Below are 17,513 nucleotides of genomic sequence, written 5' to 3' on the forward strand. Positions count from 1 at the left end.
AATCAGACTTCCGATGGTTTTGATGTCCTGATTACCAATGTGTCGAACAGCAACGGTATTGTAGCGGTCAAGGTTCCTGTTTGGACCAGCAATCGTGACCAAGATGATATTATCTGGTATGATGCTAGTAAACAGGCCGATAATAGCTATAAAGTGACTGTGAAATTGTCTGAGCATCAGTATGAGACGGGTACCTATATGGTTCATCTATACTATGTTGACAACAATAATCAGTTGGTTGGTGTCACGGGAACAACTTATGAGGTGCCAGCTAATGAGAATAGAGAGCAGGTAACGGTAACCACTACCTATAAGGGAACTGGAAACTACCTGATCACGGCTCATAATGTTCCCAGTAATGGTGATATTCTAGTGGCTGTTTGGTCGGACACTCATGATCAGGATGATATCATTTGGTATGAGATGAACCGTTCCAACCTAGAGGCTTCCCTGCAAGTCAATACTCAAAACCACAATGGTACTGGAACCTATCATGCCCATGTTTATCAACGACTTGGAGATAAGATGACTGCTTTGGCCGGTTATGATTTCCAAGTTAATAAGTCCAACTATGACACACCTTATTACAATCAAAGAGATGGCCGCTGGTCTGGTCTGAAATATGGCCGCGGATATCTTGGCCCAACAGGCTGCGTACCAACTGATTTAGCAATGGTTATCAGCTCACTCAAGGGCCAAGAAGTTACCCCGAACCAAGTGGCCGATTACCTTTACAACAATACTAATGAATTCAACAAGAACTTTGACGGAACCAGTGGTCAAGGGATCCTACAAGCTGCTAGTCATTGGGGTCTGGTTGCGACACCTCTGGGAAGCTTAGGTCAGGTTCAAACAGCCCTATTGCAAGGCTATCATGTTCTGGCCGCTGTGCAGAATAGTGTCTTTGTCAGCAATGGCAGTCATGAATTGGTTCTCAAGGGCTACAACAATGGCAGTACCCATGTATCCGATCCTTATACTTCTGGACTCTCTGGCTGGTATTCAGTGAGTCAGCTTTGGAATGACCAAAGTCATGACCCGATTGATACCAGTGGTATCGGTGCTCCGTTTATCAAGATTACAGATGCCTAGCCTGACGAGATTTATCAATAACAGGCCCTGCTGCCTAGTGTTTTAGGAGACACTAGGGACAGGGCCTTTTGATAATTGCGATATAAGAAATGCTCGCCTTATGAAAAAGATACGAGCATTTTTATTATAGTTGCAAGTCAGAATAAAGCCTGAAAAGCTGGTTCTCAGGCTTTTCTTCTGGTATAATGGGTTAAGTCAATAAGCAGAATAAGGTATAAAAGAGCTCAGGCAGAGTTAATGAGGGACGTATGACTTTTAAAGATTATAATTTCAAGGCTTATATTAATCAGGCTTTGGATCAGATGAATTTTAAGGAACCCACTCCGGTTCAGGCCAAATTGATTCCAGTAGTCCGTTCTGGCCGTGACTTAGTTGGTGAATCTAAGACGGGATCGGGCAAGACCCACACCTTTTTATTGCCAATTTTTGAAAAAATAGACGAAGGGGTCAAGCAGGTTCAGGCAGTTATTACGGCTCCTAGTCGGGAACTGGCTACTCAAATTTATGAAGCAGCTAAACAGATAGCTGACCAAGCTGATAGTGAGATTCGCCTTGTCAATTATGTCGGGGGAACGGATAAGCAGCGGCAGGTAGACAAGTTGAAGGCTGGGCAGCCTCAGATTGTCATTGGAACGCCCGGTCGGATCTATGATTTGATAAGATCAGGTCATTTGGATATTCACAAGGCTTCCACTTTTGTTGTCGATGAAGCTGATATGACCATGGACATGGGCTTCTTGGACACAGTTGATAAGATTGCTGCCAGTCTGCCTAAGAATGTGCAATTCCTAGTCTTCTCGGCTACCATTCCACAAAAGCTCCAGCCCTTTCTGAAGAAGTATCTGACAGATCCTATTATTGAAAAAATTAAAACTCAGACGGTGATTGCTGATACCATTGATAATTGGCTGATTTCGACTAAGGGCCGCGATAAGAATAGTCAGCTTCTGGAAATTTTGACCCATCTTCATCCCTATTTGGCTATGATTTTTGTCAATACTAAGGAGCGGGCGGATGAACTTCATAACTTTTTGCTAAGCAATGGTCTCAAAGTAGCTAAGATTCACGGTGGTGTTCCGCCAAGGGAGCGTAAGCGACTCATGAACCAAATTAAACGTTTGGATTTTGAGTATATCGTAGCGACTGATCTCGCGGCTCGGGGGATTGATATTGAAGGGGTCAGCCATGTCATCAATGATGCCATTCCGCAGGATTTGTCCTTCTTTGTTCATCGGGTCGGCCGTACGGGACGTAATGGTCTGTCTGGTACAGCTATTACGCTCTACCAACCTAGTGATGACACTGATATTCGTGAACTGGAAAAGATGGGGATTGGTTTTATACCTAAGGTCTTTAAAAATGGGGAATTCCAAGATACCTATGATCGTGACCGTCGGGCTAATCGTGAAAAATCTTACCAGAAACTGGACACGGAAATGATTGGTTTGGTTAAGAAGAAAAAGAAAAAAATTAAACCGGGCTACAAGAAGAAAATTCAGTGGAAGGTTGACGAAAAACGTAAGCGAGAAAGACGAGCACAAGTCAGAGCCAAGGGCCGTGCTAGTCGCAAAGCTAAAAAACAGAGTTTTTAAATTTAATATATTGGTTAAAGGCTGGGGTTAGGTTTCCGGCCTTTTATCTGCTGTTTCGGCTGATTTTGCCCTTCGAATAGTTTCTTAACTATTCATCTAAAAGTTCTTTTTAATTTTTTGATAGTATCTATTTATCACTTGATAGAAATTCCCTATTATTCAAAATATTCATGACATGTTAAACTAGTGTCACGATGAAGACTTTAAGGAGACTGTCTATGAAATTAAAGAATGTTTTTCTAGTTGGCTTGGTACTTGGTTTAGCTGTTTTAACTTTAACGGCTTGTTCGTCTAAAACGGATGAGTCAGCCAAGCAGGATATCATTGTTGCAACAGATTCTGATACGGCTCCCTTCACTTTTACTGGCAAGAATAATAAGCAAACTGGCTATGATATTGAAGTCATGAAGGCTATTTTTAAAGGTTCAAAGAAGTATCATCTCAAATTTGAGACAGCCGAATTTGAGTCTATTTTGCCGGGCATTGATTCAGATCGCTATCAAATTGCAGCTAATGACTTCAATTACAATGCTGATCGGGCTAAGAAGTATCTCTTTTCTGATCCAATCTCAGTCTCTAACTATGCTATTGTGACCAAATCTGGCACCAAGTATGACAAGCTGGAGCAGCTCTCTGGGAAATCTACTGAAGCTTTGGCAGGTTCCAACTATGCTCAGACCCTAGAGGATTGGAATAAGCAGCATCCTGATAAAGAGCCAATCAAGGTCAATTATGTTTCTGGTCAAACAGGCTTCACTTCACGTCTTCAAGATTTGGATCAGGGTAAGATTGACTTTATCTTTTACGACCAAATTTCTTCCAGCTATGCGGCCAAGGACCAAGGTTTTGACTTCACGGTCAGCAAGTTACAAGATAAAGTCGGTTCTAACAAGGATGGTAAGGAATACCTCCTCTTTGGAAAGACAGATCAGGGTAAAGAGCTGCAAGCCTTTGTTAACCGGCGGATTAAGGCCCTTCAAAAAGATGGTACATTGAAGAAATTAAGTCAAAAGTATTTTGGTGGAGACTACGTTTCCAGTCTTAAGTAATAGAAAAATCGGCTGGGATAAAAGGCCTGCCTCGTGTTAATTATTGTTAGATGGAACAGTTTGATACGGTAGCTGGGACCTGCTGTCTTGAGCAATTGGGTCTTGTTTCTGCCTAAGCTATTCGATGTTCGATCACCAATGAGCCGAGTCGCTGTTGATTGGAAGTTCTTATTTAGGGCGTGTATTCTTATTTTCAGGCTGCTTTCAACAATCTAGTGGTTTTTTAATGACCATGCAAGAGTATGGCAACATGCTGAAGGTTAGGAGTAGAGCAAGCAAAGCTGCCGCGCCTTGAAACAAGAGAGTGACAGAAGAGGCCTGAGCCTTAACATAAGAGAGTGAGGAAAATCGGAATCGCTATTTCTGGTGATTTATCGATTTTTTATACGTCATTTTCAGATATTGCGATATTCATGGGTTAGGGCAGAGCCATCATGGCTGTTGTCCTACCTGTTTCATGCTGTTTTCCTATCTAGTTCTAGTCTTAGAAATCAACTATTTTACAGCTGCTGCTTAGGATGATACAATGAACTGATAGTATAACTTGATAAAAATAAAAATTAGGAGATTCTATGTCAGAAACGAATAACTCACAAGAAGGGCTGAGTAAGTTCTTTAAAACAACTAGAGGAAAAATGGCTGGTTTCTTTATCGGCTTAATCCTTGTTATCCTGATTTTGATGCAGGTATGGGGTTATCTTATAAAAACAGGTCTCTATGACAAGTTTGTTAATACCTTGCCTGATGGAATGCTTTTTAGCGTACGCGCTGTTTTTGGTGCTATTCCTGATATTTTAAAGCATTTACCAATGACTTTGGGGCTGACGGTTTGGGGCTCTATCTTTGGCTTGATTTTGGCCTTGCTTTTTGCCATTGTCAAAATTAATCGAGTGCCTGTTCTCTACCAAATTCAGGCTTTCTTTGTCAGTTTTTTGCGGGGAACACCTATCTTGGTTCAGCTTATGTTGACCTATTACGGGATTCCGCTTTTATTGCGCTATATTAATATGAAGACCCATTCGGGTTGGAATATCAATAATGTCTCTCCACTGGTCTTTGCGGTTGTAGCCTTTGCTTTCAATGAAGCGGCTTATACCAGTGAGACTATTCGAGCAGCGATTCAGGCGGTTGATTCAGGTGAAATTGAGGCGGCCAAGAGTTTGGGAATGACCAATGTTCAAATCTACCGTCGGGTTATTATTCCAAATGCAGCTGTTATCGCAACCCCAACCCTCATCAATACCTTGATTAGTCTGACCAAGGGAACTTCTCTGGCCTTCAGTGCTGGTATTATTGAAATGTTTGCCCAAGCGAAGATTATCGGTGGCCGAGACTATCGCTATTTTGAACGTTACATTTCAGTTGCCCTGATTTATTGGATTGTCAGCATTATCATTGAAAATATTGGCCGTTATATTGAAAAGAGTATGGAAATTAAATCACCAGAAAATATTTCCGGAGAAGAAGGAGGCTTACGCTAATGATCAAGATTAGAAATTTGACCAAAACCTTTTCCGGTCAAAAGGTCTTGGATGGCCTTGATCTGGAAATTGAAAAGGGACAGGTTATCGCTCTCGTTGGTGCCTCTGGTGCTGGGAAATCGACCTTCTTACGCAGTATGAATTACTTGGAAGAAGCGGATTCTGGCACGATTGAGATTGATGATTTCAGGGTAGATTTTGAAACCATTACTAGGGAAGAAATCCTGACTCTGCGCCGCAAACTGGCCATGGTTTTTCAACAGTTCAACCTCTTTGAACGGCGGACAGCTCTGGATAATGTCAAAGAAGGACTCAAGATTGTCCAAAAGATGCCCGATAAGGAAGCAACAGCTCTTGCAAAAGAGGAATTGCGGAAGGTCGGACTAGCTGATCGAGAAAATCATTACCCACGCCACCTCTCCGGCGGACAGAAGCAACGGGTGGCCTTGGCAAGGGCCCTGGCGATGAAGCCAGATGTTCTTCTTTTGGATGAACCGACTTCGGCTCTAGACCCTGAATTGGTAGGCGAAGTGGAAAAATCTATTGCTGATGCTGCTAAGACTGGCCAAACCATGGTTTTGGTCAGTCATGATATGAATTTTGTTGCTCAGGTAGCTGATAAAGTTCTTTTCTTAGAAAAGGGAAAAATTCTCGAGCAGGGAACGCCAGACCAGCTCTTCAACCATCCAAAAGAGGAAAGAACTAAAGAATTTTTTGCTAGTTACAAAAAATCTTATGTTTGATATAATAGGAATAAGTTTGAAGCTCGTTTGGCCAGTCAAGCGGGTTTTCTTGTGGATTCGGTCTCAATTGCTTGGAGAGCTGGGGCGTCTTTTACCTTGGTCAGTTCAAGTGGTTAGATTCTATTAAAGTGCCTAAGGTTTTTTATGTTAGTAGATATTTTTAAATTTTATTTGCAAGGTCTATTTATGGCTATTGCCTTTGTTATTTTTGCCGTGATTGTCTGGCTGTCTTATCGGGCTCTCAAGTTAAAAGATAAGACGATCAAGGAGCGGCAAAATGCCCTTTATGATGGCATTATGATGGCTTTGATTTCTATTCCCATCCTATCCTTCGCTTTTATGGCTATTGTTTTGATGGTAAAGTCATAATAGTTGACCCTGTTGCACTTCTGGAGTAAACTAGGTCTACTAAAGATATCCTAAGGAGGAAAGATATGATTTATGATACATTGGTGATTGGCTCTGGTCCTGGTGGTATGACCGCTGCTCTCTATGCTGGTCGTTCTAATCTCAAGGTTGGCTTGATTGAGCAAGGAGCACCTGGTGGTCAAATGAATAATACTTCAGATATTGAGAATTATCCAGGTTTTGAGACTATTTCTGGTCCAGACTTGTCTATGAAAATGTATGAGCCCTTGGAAAAATTTGGTGTCGAAAATATTTATGGCATTGTTGAAAGGGTTGAAGATCACGGTGATTTCAAGCGGGTAATTGCAGGCGAAGATCACTATGATGCCAAAACCATTATTTTAGCAACAGGTGCCAAACACCGTTTGGTTGGTGTTCCCGGTGAGCAGGAGTACAATAGCCGTGGGGTTTCTTACTGTGCGGTCTGTGATGGGGCTTTTTTCCGCAATCAAGATCTCTTGGTCATCGGTGGTGGCGACTCAGCGGTTGAAGAAGGAATCTACTTGACCCAGTTTGCTGATAAGGTGACTATTGTTCACCGCCGTGATGAATTGCGAGCGCAAAAAATTTTGCAGGATCGAGCTTTTGCTAATGATAAGATTGACTTCATCTGGGATTCTGTGGTTGAGGAAATCAAGGGTGATGATGTTAAGGTTCGCTCGGTTGACATCAAGAATGTTAAGACTGGGGAAGTGACTAACCATGAATTTGGCGGTGTTTTTGTTTATGTTGGTCTAGATCCAGTGTCCAGCATGATCAGTGATCTTGGGATTACCGATCAAGCAGGCTGGGTTATTACCGATGAGAAAATGAGGACTAACCGCTCAGGTATTTTTGCGATTGGTGATATTCGCCAGAAGGACCTGCGGCAGATTGCAACAGCTGTTGGCGATGGTGCTATTGCCGGTCAAGAAGTCTATAATTATATTACTGAGCAGGCTTAGGCATTACCCCAAAAGACTGGGGAACCGCTATTTGACAAGTATAATAGTAAAAGATTAGGCAATGGCCTTGTTCCTCAGTTCAAGAGGAGCAAGGCCATTGTGCTTTTCTTGATAACGATAGTTAGTGTAAAAATGGATATAGGTATCAATATAAGTGACTAATTCCTCAAAAGTCTTGTAAGTGTTGAGTTGAGGGGTGTAGCACTCTTGAAGTGGTCGAAAAAGCTTCCAATCGATGTTTCTTCTTTGTACATATAGATGCTTGGTAAGAGACCAGTTTACATCCTAATCTTACTTGTTGTTTCGCTTTTGAGCCTTATCTAACCTTTTAGAGTAGGCCATTCTTTATTTATTATTGAAGACACTACTTTTCAAATGTACAGCTCTAATCGGGAGAAACAAATAAAATTTACTAAAAGTAAATTAAAATCTGATGGTATAATAGGTTTTATAGAAAAGTTTTCTAATACAGACGCTAATGAATTTTTTAAACGTGAACAAATTAAAGATATCTATTTTAAAAGACGTTTTTTCTCAGAAGAAGATATTTTCTTAAAGAAGAAAAATGTTTTATCTGATATGAATAACGGCCTTGTTACACTTGAACAATTTATAGATGCTTTATCGAAGTTTTTTGCCTATGCCGTGATTAACTGGAACTCTGGGAATTTCTATACACTTTATGCCTCTAACAATAAAAACAATTTATTAAATTTTTTATCATATATGCCTTCCTCGTTAATACCTGATAAATATGTTCACATTGAACTTCCAACAGCATTATTAACTTTGAATAAAAGTGAAATAAAATATAGAACAATAAAGGAAAATTAAAATGGCAATATCAATCTGGGTTTCTTATGTTATAGCCTGTATTTTACTTATTTCTCCACCAGGTCCAACTGTAACATACTTAATAACAACCAGTATGGTTCATGGGAAAAAAACTGCTTACGAAGTGGTATGGGGGAGTTTTTTTGGGGGATTAGTATGTTTAGTCTTATCTTTTATTGGTATTGGAACTATACTCAATACATCGATTATCCTATATAGTCTTTTCAGAATTTTAGGGATAAGTTATTTATTATATTTAGGGATAAGAAGTTTATTAGAAATAATCAAAGACTCTAGTGTTGCGAGTCAGGAAATAGTTCCCCCCAAAAAAGGAGAAGGATTTAAAAATGGTTTTCTGCTTATCTTTTTAAATCCTAAGAATATTATTTTTTTTGCTTCTTTCTTACCACAATTTATTGATGAACAAAGTTCTCTCTATGCCCAAGTAATTATTTTGAGCGTAACTTATTTAGTAATTGGGCTGGTCAATGATTTTCTATACAGTTTTTTTGCTTCTCATATCGGCAAATTACTAGGGCAACATTCAGAAAAATGGATAAACGGTATAGGAGGTTTAGCAATGGTACTATCAGCTATTATTGTGATCTTCCAAAATTTTTAAGTTCTCACTATATATTAGATAACTATATAAAGATAGAATATAAGGTGAAGAAGGTATTCAATCTAAGAAAACTATCTGGAGCTCTCTTCTAAGATTCATTATCATTGGAAAGTTACCCTGATTTGATAATTCAAAAACTTCGGTAAGTATTACAAAAGTGCTGTTATCACACTGGTTTACTGTGAAGAAAAATTTTCCAGCTGGTAGTCCACTTCTAATCAAAATGATATTGATATTTTCTTTGTTGGCTCCTAGTTAACGGGGGCTAATGGATACTCTAATGGGTTATTGAGACGAGGGCTCCTAAGCATATGAACTTTAATAGTACTTCTCAAAAATGATTATAAGCTATAGCTGATAAGAGAAATAGAATTCCAAGATATTATTTCACTGCCCACTATGGGGGAGTATATCAATTCATTCCGTCTGGAGTGCTTTTTTCTTATTGTTCGAATTGTGCTATAATATTACCTATACTTCAAAAGGAGGAAATTCTTTGAACCTCCAGCCTCTAAGCTGGCAGGTAAAGATGACAAGCTCAAATGTCAGAACAACGTACAAACGGGGCAGATGTCGAAACGACGAAAAATGGTATGGATCGGGGATTGACCAACCGTCATGTCCAGATTATCGCCATTGCCGGAACCATTGGGACAGGGCTCTTTCTGGGAGCTGGGAAGTCCATTCACCTGACGGGGCCTTCCATTGTCTTGGTTTATATCATCACAGGAATTTTTATGTACCTGATGATGCGAGGAATTGGGGAGATGCTTTTCCAAGATCCCGACCAACATACCTTTATTAACTTTATTACCAAGTACTTGGGACAGGGCTGGGGCTATTTCGCTGGCTGGTCCTACTGGATATCCTTGGTACTCTTAGGGATGGCAGAGTTGACTGCCATTGCTAAATATGTTCAATACTTCATTCCCAGCGCTCCCAGTTGGCTGATTCAGTTGGTCTTTCTCTTGATCCTCTGCGGTGTCAATGTCGTCGCCGTAGCTGTCTTTGGCGAAGTAGAGTTCTGGTTTGGGATGATTAAGATCATTGCTATTCTAGCCTTGATTGTGACAGCTATTTTTATGGTTCTGACAGGTTTTCAGACTCCGGTTGGTCATGCCAGTCTAACCAATATCTTCCATGGTTTTAATTTCTTTCCTTTGGGGATTGATCATTTCTTTATGGCTTTCCAAATGGTCTTCTTTGCCTATCAGGCTATTGAGTTTGTCGGGATTACAACATCTGAAACTAAGAATCCTAGAGAGGTTCTGCCTAAGGCCATTCATGCTATTCCAAGTCGAATTATGTTCTTCTATGTAGGAGCCTTGATTGCTATTATGTCAATCTTCCCTTGGAGGCAGCTGCCTGATGACCAGTCCCCTTTTGTTATGGTATTTAAGTTAGCCGGTGTCAACTGGGCAGCTGCTCTTATCAACTTTGTGGTTTTGACAGCAGCAGCCTCCTCCCTCAATTCTATGCTCTATTCCAGCGGCCGTCATCTCTACCAATTGGCCAGAGAAACGCCTGCCTTGGATCGCTACAAACTTAACCGTTTGTCTCGGACCAATGTTCCGCAAAATGCTATTTTTACCTCAGCTGGATTTATGGTTATTGCGGCTATTCTCAGCGTAGTTCCATGGATTTCCGATAGTTTTACCGTTATCACCTCATCTTCTTCAGGGGTTTACATTGCTATCTATGCCCTTACTATGCTGGCCCATCTACGCTATCGCAAATCGCAAGACTTTATGGCGAATGGCTTTCTCATGCCAGCCTATAAGGTGCTTAATCCCTTGACTATTGCCTTCTTTGGCTTTATCTATTTGTCACTCTTTCTGCAACAGTCAACCTTTATTGGAGCAGTCGGCTCGACCCTTTGGATTTTGGTCATGGGAACCATTTGTCAAATGGTTACGCGTAAGAATGATTAATTAATGCTATAGTCCTCATGTAGTGAAAAATAAAATCACTAGAAACTATATGCTGGATTTTCGTGTGTCTAAAGAAATCTAAAGCCAATATAAGAAATATTAAAGATTGTTTAATCAGCTTTAACTCTTGCAAAATCAATATATAAATAGTCCTAGAAGAGTTTCTCTTCTAGGATTTTTTTAGGATAGTAAAACCTTAGCACGAGCTCAAAGTTTTTTAATTATGAGGATTAATTATTATTTTCATCATCTTGATAGCAAATTTTTTTATTGTTAGTATCAATCGGTATTTGATGAATGTCATAGGTATTAGGAATGATAAATGAACTTTTCATAAATTTGATGGTCATTGATGGGAATTTGGAATATTTCAATGTATTAGCAAGCCAATAATTTTCAGTTAGAGCCAGTACATTTAGTTCAAAAAAATGTAAATCGCTTATCTTCATATAAAAAGTTTATATCCCAAACTTAAAATAATAGCCTTTCAACTTGAGGAAAAAGTAATGGTGTTATTGATGCTGTTGTTTTTGCATTAATGAGGCAATATTAAAAACCAGAGGATCACATCTTCGTGCCCCTCTGGTTTTAGTTAGTCGAAAAATCTTTTTGCCTAAGATTCTTTAATTACCAAAAGATATTCTCTATTTTCATAATAATATCAGTGATTTCTGAAGGTTTTTCTCTTAAATCATTTTTTATCCAAGATGAAATGACGGTTTCAAAAGAAGCACAAAAAACCTGAATAATAATATCATTAGAGATTCCAGTGTGAGTTTTCATTTTATTTTTTAAAGTAGGGTTATTATTTATAATATTTCTTATTAACTCTTGAACTTTTTGGGAAAATTCCATGTGAGAGGCTTGAGAGATAGCTTTAAAGTGTTTAAAATCCAATTGAATCTCTTCTAGGGTTTCCACTATTTTTTCTCTTTTGGACAAATTACCTTTGGAAAGGATATTCCAGAATCTTTCCAATGTTTCTTCACCAATAGTATAGGCTAAATCATCTTTATCCAGAAAATGTTGATAAAAGGTGCCTCGACTGACATTTGCCCGTTTTGCAATTTCACCAATCGAAATTTTGAAGTAATCTTTCTCTAATAGTAAATCGATTAAGGCGTTTTTGAGATGTTTTACACTTTGTGTCTGTCTTATTTGACTCATTTTTTTTCTTAATTTAACAACTTGTTCAATTTTGTCATGGCTATTTTTTACGTACTATTATATTCTTTTTTTATAAATTATCAATAAATTCCGGCATCCTTCTTGGAAATGCTTGTCTAGTATTTTATTGCGTAGTTTATTATTTTACATTTATTCTTTATTCAGAAAGGAGACATATTAAATGTCGAATATAAGAAAAATTATCGGTTTTATCGGTCTTATTCTGGCAATGTTTATGGGAGCTTTAGATGCTACGATTGTCAACATTGCCCTTCCTGATATCATGGACAATTTACACACAGGGCTGACTGATACTAGCTGGGTTGCTACAATTTATGTTTTAGCTATGTCAGCTTTTATTATTACAGCATCTAAACTGGCGGATATTTACGGTCGAAAGTTAGTCATGCTCATTGGGGTGATTGTATTTGGAGGCTTTTCATTTGCTTGTATGACCGCAAGCTCACTTTTCCCTCTTATTATTTATCGCTTTTTTCAAGGACTTGGAGGAGCGATTCTTACTCCTATTGTTTTGCCTATGGGGATTGAACTGTTTGGAAAAAAGAAAACAAGTCGCATTACTGCAGTTATAGGGGCTTTTGGAGCTATTGCAGCGGCAGGAGGACCTGTCATAGGAGGGATAATTATAAATTGGACCAGTTATCACTGGATTTTTGGTATTAATGTTCCGATAGCTGTCTTAGCCTTACTTTTTATTTTAATGGGAACACAGGAATCATACGACTCAAGTATAACTAAGAATATTGATTGGCTAGGCGTGATTTTTCTAACGCTTGCACTAGGAGGATTGATTTTTGGTCTGTTAGAAGGCCGAGAATACGGTTGGACTTCTCAGGCAATCGTATCAAGTTTCATGCTGAGCTTGGTAGGATTAGTTCTTCTTATTCTTACTGAGAGAAAAGTCCAATCACCAATTATAGAGCTCTCCTTATTTCGAGAAAAAACATTTACGGCTTCCAGTATTGTCTATATGGTCTTTGGATTTGCCATTATCGTGCCTTCATTTGTAGTGAATTATTTTTTGCAAAATGTCCGCAACTACTCAGCATTGCACTCAGCTTATTTAATCGTTCCGGCTTCTCTAGCTATAGCAATAGGTATGCCCTTGGCAACAAAGATGTATCAAAAACTCAGTGCTAAGCTGTTAATTGGTATTGGAATAGCAGTTACGGCTGGCGGCTTATTCATGTTGGGATTTGTTGAACAAAATACTTCAAAAGGTATTATCGTTTGCTGTAATATTATTATTGGCCTTGGCCTTGGTTTTATGGCGATGGCGCTTACTTCCTCAGTAAAATATCTGCCAGTTACCAAAACAGGGATCGGCTCAGGTATTGTCAACGCTTCAAGGTATATTGGACAGGCTTTAGGTATAGCTTTGCTTGTTACTATTTTAAACGGAAATATTAATACAGCAAAAGCTAATATTAAAGAAGAAGCTTATCATCAAATTGATCATCGTGTTCTATCAACAAAAGTAAAGAAAGTCGCACGTGAAGAAATAAGAAATACTTTTAAAACATCTAAAAATAGTACTAATACATCAAAGAAACAAAACACAATGGTTAAAAGAATCAAGCAAGCAGCGCAGGATAAAAGTAAATTGCCTAAGCCTAAAAAGGGTAGTGATTATCGTAAGCTTTATGATGCTAATGAGCTGATGGTTGCTGGTTCTGAAAAAATTGCTGGGGCTGTTCCGCTTCCACAGTTGAAATCAAGCTTGTCCAGCCTGTCAATGGGTCAAAAGGAGATGAGTACGGCTATCCAATTATTAGCACAAAAGGAAGAGTTAACGGATTCTCTAAAAAATATTGTAAAATCTAAAAATGATGAATTAAGTCAAGCATTCGACCAAGTATTTAATATTGGCGGTATCATCGTTCTAGTATGCTTACCCCTTGCCTATATGACAGATAAGAAAAATCAATGATTATATAAATACGATTTTATTTCATTCAAATTTAAATTAATATTCCTCTAAGGAATAATGTATTTTCTGGTTCAACTTTATACCTAATATCCTTAATTGTATAGATTTTAAGCGGGTACATTATTTACTTCTTCTTTCGAATACTTGAGGCTGGGCAGGAACTCATCCAGTATTCCTGCTTTGGAATAAACTTTTGGCGTAGTGGTTGGGAGTAAGACTTATTAGCTATGCCAAAAAGTCTTACTCCTGCACAGTTCATGAGGTGCTTTAGCACCAATGAACCACTGCTGGTTGGTTTTCCTTTTGCCATAAGGCCAAAGCGGAAAAACTAAACGAATGTATCTTATTTCCAATCTCAAAAGATCCCAGACCTTTTGCTTGCAAAGTAAGTGTCAAAAACGCTCTGGCAAGAGACCCTTTCAGGTCACCACCTTGAAACTAGGGAGTAGTGAGAACCAAAATTTTTAATATTGGGGTTGACCCCACTCCCAAATTCTCTAAAATACGACTGATATTAATTAAGAAAATATCTAATGGTTTGAGAATGGCCTGGTTAAGGTATTTAATAGCTCTGTATCTTTTGAAATTGAACAGGAGCTGAAAGACTGATAATTTAGACTGCCGTCCTAATAAATCGACATTTTTGTCTGTCCTCTAAAATTCTTCATTTTTCTTACTGCCCTTAGTATTTTCTATTATGTTATAATAGTCACAAACTCAAAGGAGAACAGGCAGATGTATGCAGACAACAGTTTAACTTTACATACTGATTTATATCAACTTAATATGATGCAGGTCTATTTTAATCAAGGGATTCACAATAAAAGATCTGTTTTTGAGGTTTTTTTCCGCAAAGAGCCTTTTGCTAATGGTTATGCGATTTTTGCCGGTTTAGAGCGAATTATCGACTATCTCAATCATCTGACCTTTTCACAAACAGATTTGGCTTATTTGAAAGATTTGGGTTATCCTAAGAATTTCTTAGATTACTTGGAAAATCTTGAGATGACCTTGAGCGTTCGTTCGGCTAAGGAGGGGGATTTGGTCTTTGCTAATGAGCCTATCGTGCAAATCGAAGGTCCTTTAGCACAATGTCAGTTGGTAGAGACGGCTATCCTTAATATTGTCAACTACCAAACCTTGATTGCGACCAAGGCTGCTCGGATTCGATCGGTTATTGATGATGAACCCTTGATGGAATTTGGAACCCGTCGGGCTCAAGAACTGGATGCAGCGATCTGGGGGACTAGAGCTGCAGTCATAGGCGGTGCTAATGCTACTTCCAATGTTCGGGCTGGTAAGCTGTTTGGTATCCCAGTTTCCGGAACCCATGCTCATGCTCTAGTTCAGGCCTATGGTAATGACTATGATGCTTTTATGGCTTACGCAGGGACCCATAAAGATTGTGTTTTCTTGGTGGATACCTACGATACTTTGAGATTGGGCGTACCAGCAGCTATCAAGGCGGCTAAAGAGCTAGGTGATAAGATTAATTTTCTGGGTGTTCGCTTGGATTCGGGGGATTTGGCTTACTTGTCGAAAAAAGTCCGCAAGCAGCTGGATGAAGCTGGCTTCCCAAATGCTCATATCTATGCTTCCAATGACCTTGATGAAAATACGATTCTCAACCTTAAGATGCAAAAAGCTAAGATTGATGTCTGGGGTGTCGGTACCAAGTTGATTACAGCCTATGATCAACCAGCTCTAGGGGCTGTTTACAAGATGGTTGCTTTAGAGGATGACGAGGGCATCATGCAAAATACCATTAAGCTGTCCAACAATGCTGAAAAGGTTTCAACGCCTGGTAAAAAGCAGGTTTGGCGGATTACTAGCCGCGAGAAGGGCAAATCTGAAGGTGATTACATCACCTATGATGGCGTTGATGTCAATGAGGTTAAGGAATTGAACATGTTCCATCCAACCTATACTTATATTAATAAGACTGTTAAGAACTTTGATGCTGTTCCCCTTCTGCAGGACATCTTTAAGGAGGGAAGTTTGGTCTACGAACGGCCGAGCTTGATGGCAATCAAGGATTACGCTAGGAAAGAGTTGGATCATCTTTGGGATGAATACAAGCGAGTCCTCAATCCGCAGGATTATCCAGTTGATTTAGCTCCTGATGTTTGGCAAGACAAGATGGACTTGATTGCCAAAATGCGGGAAAAGGCCAATCAAACTCAGGACTTTTAAGGATAGTCCTGACTAAGGGGTTAAAGCAAGGTTTTCAATTGGCTGATAGGCTACTTTCAGGGTCTCATTTTCAAGTGTGATAGTGATGTTTATAAATACAGGACTAATTTTTTCGGAGACAAGATGACTTCTCTTGTGTGTCAGTAGTCAGCAGCAAGTCGCTATTCTCTGGCAGTAATTTTTGCTAAAGCGAACGTCCTTTAGTATTTTGTCAATTGAATACGGCTAAAAGCTCGGGATTTAGACAAGTTTCCTTGTGTGCAAGCACACAGTATCACCTTTCTAAAATCCTAATTGCTTTTTACGCCCTTTGTATCTTAATTTAACTGAACACGCTTACGACTGAGCAGCGTTCAGTAGTCTGAGGAGAGCCTGCTGAAGCTTGCTTCCTAAAAGCTAAAAAGCAACAATTAGGCAAGCAGAAACTTCAGACTTTTTAAAATCCTTTGAGTCGCTTGATGGCTTAGTATCTTAGTAATCGAATATGACTACACTCCTGTGAAAAAAGTCACTTTCTTTGAATCTATGTGATTCATTGTCAGGTTTCCAATTTTTCTTTGGAGTGTTTAATGGCTTAATATCTTAAATAGAGGAGGTAGCGATGAGCTTACAGGAAGATATTATTAAAGAATTAGGGGTTCAACTACATATTGATCCCAAGCAAGAAATCAGACGCTCAGTAGATTTTCTCAAGGCTTATTTGAAAAAGCATAGCTTTTTAAAGAGTTATGTATTAGGCATCTCTGGCGGTCAGGATTCCAGCTTAGCCGGTCGTCTGGCTCAAATGGCTGTTGAGGAACTGCGTTCTGAAACAGGTGAACTCTACAAATTTATCGCTATTCGTCTACCTTACGGGGTTCAGGCCGATGAGGCTGATGCTCAAAAGGCTCTGTCCTTTATTCAACCGGATGTTTCGTTGACCATTAATATCAAGGAAGCGGTCGATGGTCAAGTAGCAGAGCTGGCGAAGGCGGGCGTTAAAGTTTCTGATTTTAACAAAGGGAATATCAAGGCCCGCCAACGGATGATTACCCAGTATGCTGTAGCTGGGGAAAATAGCGGAGCGGTTATTGGGACAGATCATGCGGCTGAAAATCTGACTGGTTTCTTTACCAAGTTTGGTGATGGGGGCGCTGATATTTTGCCTCTCTTTCGTCTTAATAAGCGTCAAGGGAAGCAGCTTCTAGCAGAATTGGGGGCTGACCAATCTCTCTATGAAAAAATTCCGACAGCAGATTTAGAAGAAAACAAACCTGGTATTGCTGATGAAGTAGCTCTGGGTGTGACTTATCAGGATATTGATGATTATCTGGAAGGGAAGCGTGTTAGTCCTCAGGCTCAAAAGACGATTGAAACTTGGTGGTTCAAGGGTGAGCACAAGCGCCATCTGCCAATCACTGTCTTTGATGATTTTTGGAAAGATTAAGTTCAAGTAGTCCTCTGAGGCTACTTTTTTGAATACATTTGGGGGTAATCCCTTGCTTGGCTTGTTTTCCTATGTTATAC

The 17,513-nt window shown here is 39.4% G+C and carries 16 protein-coding genes; 13 read left to right on the forward strand and 3 right to left on the reverse strand.

Annotation, left to right across the window (positions count from 1 at the left end; translation table 11 throughout):
* The 7 genes from G7Y32_RS07775 to trxB all read left to right on the forward strand — a co-directional run.
* Positions 1–1,092, forward strand: a 1,092-nt coding sequence (locus G7Y32_RS07775; RefSeq protein WP_206221362.1) for a GBS Bsp-like repeat-containing protein, incomplete at its 5' end; no start/stop codon positions are given.
* A gap of 248 nt (positions 1,093–1,340) precedes the next feature.
* Positions 1,341–2,684 (forward strand): DEAD/DEAH box helicase, encoded by a 1,344-nt coding sequence (locus G7Y32_RS07780; protein WP_165212619.1) that lies wholly within the window; start codon positions 1,341–1,343, stop codon positions 2,682–2,684.
* A gap of 218 nt (positions 2,685–2,902) precedes the next feature.
* Positions 2,903–3,733, forward strand: a complete 831-nt coding sequence (locus G7Y32_RS07785; RefSeq protein ID WP_165212621.1) for a transporter substrate-binding domain-containing protein — start codon at positions 2,903–2,905, stop codon at positions 3,731–3,733.
* A gap of 572 nt (positions 3,734–4,305) precedes the next feature.
* On the forward strand, positions 4,306–5,214 hold the full coding sequence (locus G7Y32_RS07790; RefSeq protein ID WP_165212623.1) for an amino acid ABC transporter permease: 909 nt from the start codon (positions 4,306–4,308) through the stop codon (positions 5,212–5,214).
* A complete protein-coding gene (locus G7Y32_RS07795) occupies positions 5,214–5,957 on the forward strand; it encodes an amino acid ABC transporter ATP-binding protein (protein WP_165212625.1) in 744 nt (247 codons plus the stop codon). The genes G7Y32_RS07790 and G7Y32_RS07795 overlap by 1 nt, the downstream gene beginning before the upstream one ends.
* A 144-nt stretch (positions 5,958–6,101) precedes the next feature.
* Positions 6,102–6,326 carry a DUF4059 family protein gene (locus G7Y32_RS07800; RefSeq protein WP_165212627.1) on the forward strand — a complete coding sequence of 75 codons (225 nt, stop codon included), beginning with the start codon at positions 6,102–6,104 and terminating at the stop codon, positions 6,324–6,326.
* 65 nt (positions 6,327–6,391) lie between these two features.
* Positions 6,392–7,309: a thioredoxin-disulfide reductase gene (gene trxB, locus G7Y32_RS07805; protein WP_165212629.1), complete on the forward strand. Its 918-nt coding sequence runs from the start codon at positions 6,392–6,394 to the stop codon at positions 7,307–7,309.
* Positions 7,310–7,363: 54 nt separating this feature from the next.
* Here the strand turns inward: trxB and G7Y32_RS07810 are convergent, their stop codons facing one another.
* Entirely contained in the window at positions 7,364–7,546 is a 183-nt protein-coding gene (locus G7Y32_RS07810) for an IS3 family transposase (RefSeq protein ID WP_165212752.1), read from the reverse strand.
* A 138-nt stretch (positions 7,547–7,684) separates the two neighbouring features.
* On the opposite strand from G7Y32_RS07810, the gene G7Y32_RS07815 reads away from it, so the two are divergent.
* The 3 genes from G7Y32_RS07815 (at position 7,685) to G7Y32_RS07825 (ending at position 10,696) form a co-directional block, all read left to right on the forward strand.
* On the forward strand, positions 7,685–8,143 hold the full coding sequence (locus G7Y32_RS07815) for a hypothetical protein (RefSeq protein ID WP_165212631.1): 459 nt from the start codon (positions 7,685–7,687) through the stop codon (positions 8,141–8,143).
* Between the two features lies 1 nt (position 8,144).
* Positions 8,145–8,765 carry a LysE family translocator gene (locus tag G7Y32_RS07820; RefSeq protein WP_165212633.1) on the forward strand — a complete coding sequence of 207 codons (621 nt, stop codon included), beginning with the start codon at positions 8,145–8,147 and terminating at the stop codon, positions 8,763–8,765.
* A gap of 542 nt (positions 8,766–9,307) precedes the next feature.
* The gene (locus G7Y32_RS07825; RefSeq protein ID WP_165212635.1) at positions 9,308–10,696 is read left to right on the forward strand and encodes an amino acid permease; all 1,389 of its coding nucleotides are present in this window, start codon (positions 9,308–9,310) and stop codon (positions 10,694–10,696) included.
* Between the two features lie 230 nt (positions 10,697–10,926).
* Here G7Y32_RS07825 and G7Y32_RS07830 read toward each other — a convergent pair whose 3' ends face one another.
* Complete coding sequence (locus G7Y32_RS07830; protein ID WP_165212637.1) at positions 10,927–11,145, reverse strand: hypothetical protein; 219 nt, start codon at positions 11,143–11,145, stop codon at positions 10,927–10,929.
* Between the two features lie 178 nt (positions 11,146–11,323).
* Positions 11,324–11,863: a TetR/AcrR family transcriptional regulator gene (locus tag G7Y32_RS07835; protein ID WP_165212639.1), complete on the reverse strand. Its 540-nt coding sequence runs from the start codon at positions 11,861–11,863 to the stop codon at positions 11,324–11,326.
* 181 nt (positions 11,864–12,044) lie between these two features.
* Between G7Y32_RS07835 and G7Y32_RS07840 the strand changes: the two genes are divergently transcribed.
* The 3 genes from G7Y32_RS07840 to nadE all read left to right on the forward strand — a co-directional run bounded on the left by G7Y32_RS07840 (position 12,045) and on the right by nadE (position 17,433).
* Entirely contained in the window at positions 12,045–13,814 is a 1,770-nt protein-coding gene (locus G7Y32_RS07840) for a DHA2 family efflux MFS transporter permease subunit (RefSeq protein WP_165212641.1), read from the forward strand.
* Positions 13,815–14,549: 735 nt separating this feature from the next.
* Entirely contained in the window at positions 14,550–16,007 is a 1,458-nt protein-coding gene (locus G7Y32_RS07845; protein ID WP_165212643.1) for a nicotinate phosphoribosyltransferase, read from the forward strand.
* Positions 16,008–16,608: 601 nt separating this feature from the next.
* Positions 16,609–17,433: an NAD(+) synthase gene (nadE, locus tag G7Y32_RS07850; RefSeq protein WP_165212645.1), complete on the forward strand. Its 825-nt coding sequence runs from the start codon at positions 16,609–16,611 to the stop codon at positions 17,431–17,433.
* The last annotated feature ends 80 nt before the right edge of the window (positions 17,434–17,513 follow it).

Source organism: Streptococcus tangpeifui (assembly GCF_011038795.1).
GTDB lineage: Bacteria > Bacillota > Bacilli > Lactobacillales > Streptococcaceae > Streptococcus > Streptococcus tangpeifui.

Bases quoted from the DNA above. Each gene is read 5' to 3' on its own strand.
- G7Y32_RS07780 (WP_165212619.1), top strand. From the start codon at position 1,341: ATGACTTTTAAAGATTATAATTTCAAGGCTTATATTAATCAGGCTTTG.
- G7Y32_RS07785 (WP_165212621.1), top strand. From the start codon at position 2,903: ATGAAATTAAAGAATGTTTTTCTAGTTGGCTTGGTACTTGGTTTAGCT.
- G7Y32_RS07790 (WP_165212623.1), top strand. From the start codon at position 4,306: ATGTCAGAAACGAATAACTCACAAGAAGGGCTGAGTAAGTTCTTTAAA.
- G7Y32_RS07795 (WP_165212625.1), top strand. From the start codon at position 5,214: ATGATCAAGATTAGAAATTTGACCAAAACCTTTTCCGGTCAAAAGGTC.
- G7Y32_RS07800 (WP_165212627.1), top strand. From the start codon at position 6,102: ATGTTAGTAGATATTTTTAAATTTTATTTGCAAGGTCTATTTATGGCT.
- trxB (WP_165212629.1), top strand. From the start codon at position 6,392: ATGATTTATGATACATTGGTGATTGGCTCTGGTCCTGGTGGTATGACC.
- G7Y32_RS07815 (WP_165212631.1), top strand. From the start codon at position 7,685: ATGTACAGCTCTAATCGGGAGAAACAAATAAAATTTACTAAAAGTAAA.
- G7Y32_RS07820 (WP_165212633.1), top strand. From the start codon at position 8,145: ATGGCAATATCAATCTGGGTTTCTTATGTTATAGCCTGTATTTTACTT.
- G7Y32_RS07825 (WP_165212635.1), top strand. From the start codon at position 9,308: ATGTCAGAACAACGTACAAACGGGGCAGATGTCGAAACGACGAAAAAT.
- G7Y32_RS07830 (WP_165212637.1), bottom strand. From the start codon at position 11,145: ATGAAGATAAGCGATTTACATTTTTTTGAACTAAATGTACTGGCTCTA.
- G7Y32_RS07835 (WP_165212639.1), bottom strand. From the start codon at position 11,863: ATGAGTCAAATAAGACAGACACAAAGTGTAAAACATCTCAAAAACGCC.
- G7Y32_RS07840 (WP_165212641.1), top strand. From the start codon at position 12,045: ATGTCGAATATAAGAAAAATTATCGGTTTTATCGGTCTTATTCTGGCA.
- G7Y32_RS07845 (WP_165212643.1), top strand. From the start codon at position 14,550: ATGTATGCAGACAACAGTTTAACTTTACATACTGATTTATATCAACTT.
- nadE (WP_165212645.1), top strand. From the start codon at position 16,609: ATGAGCTTACAGGAAGATATTATTAAAGAATTAGGGGTTCAACTACAT.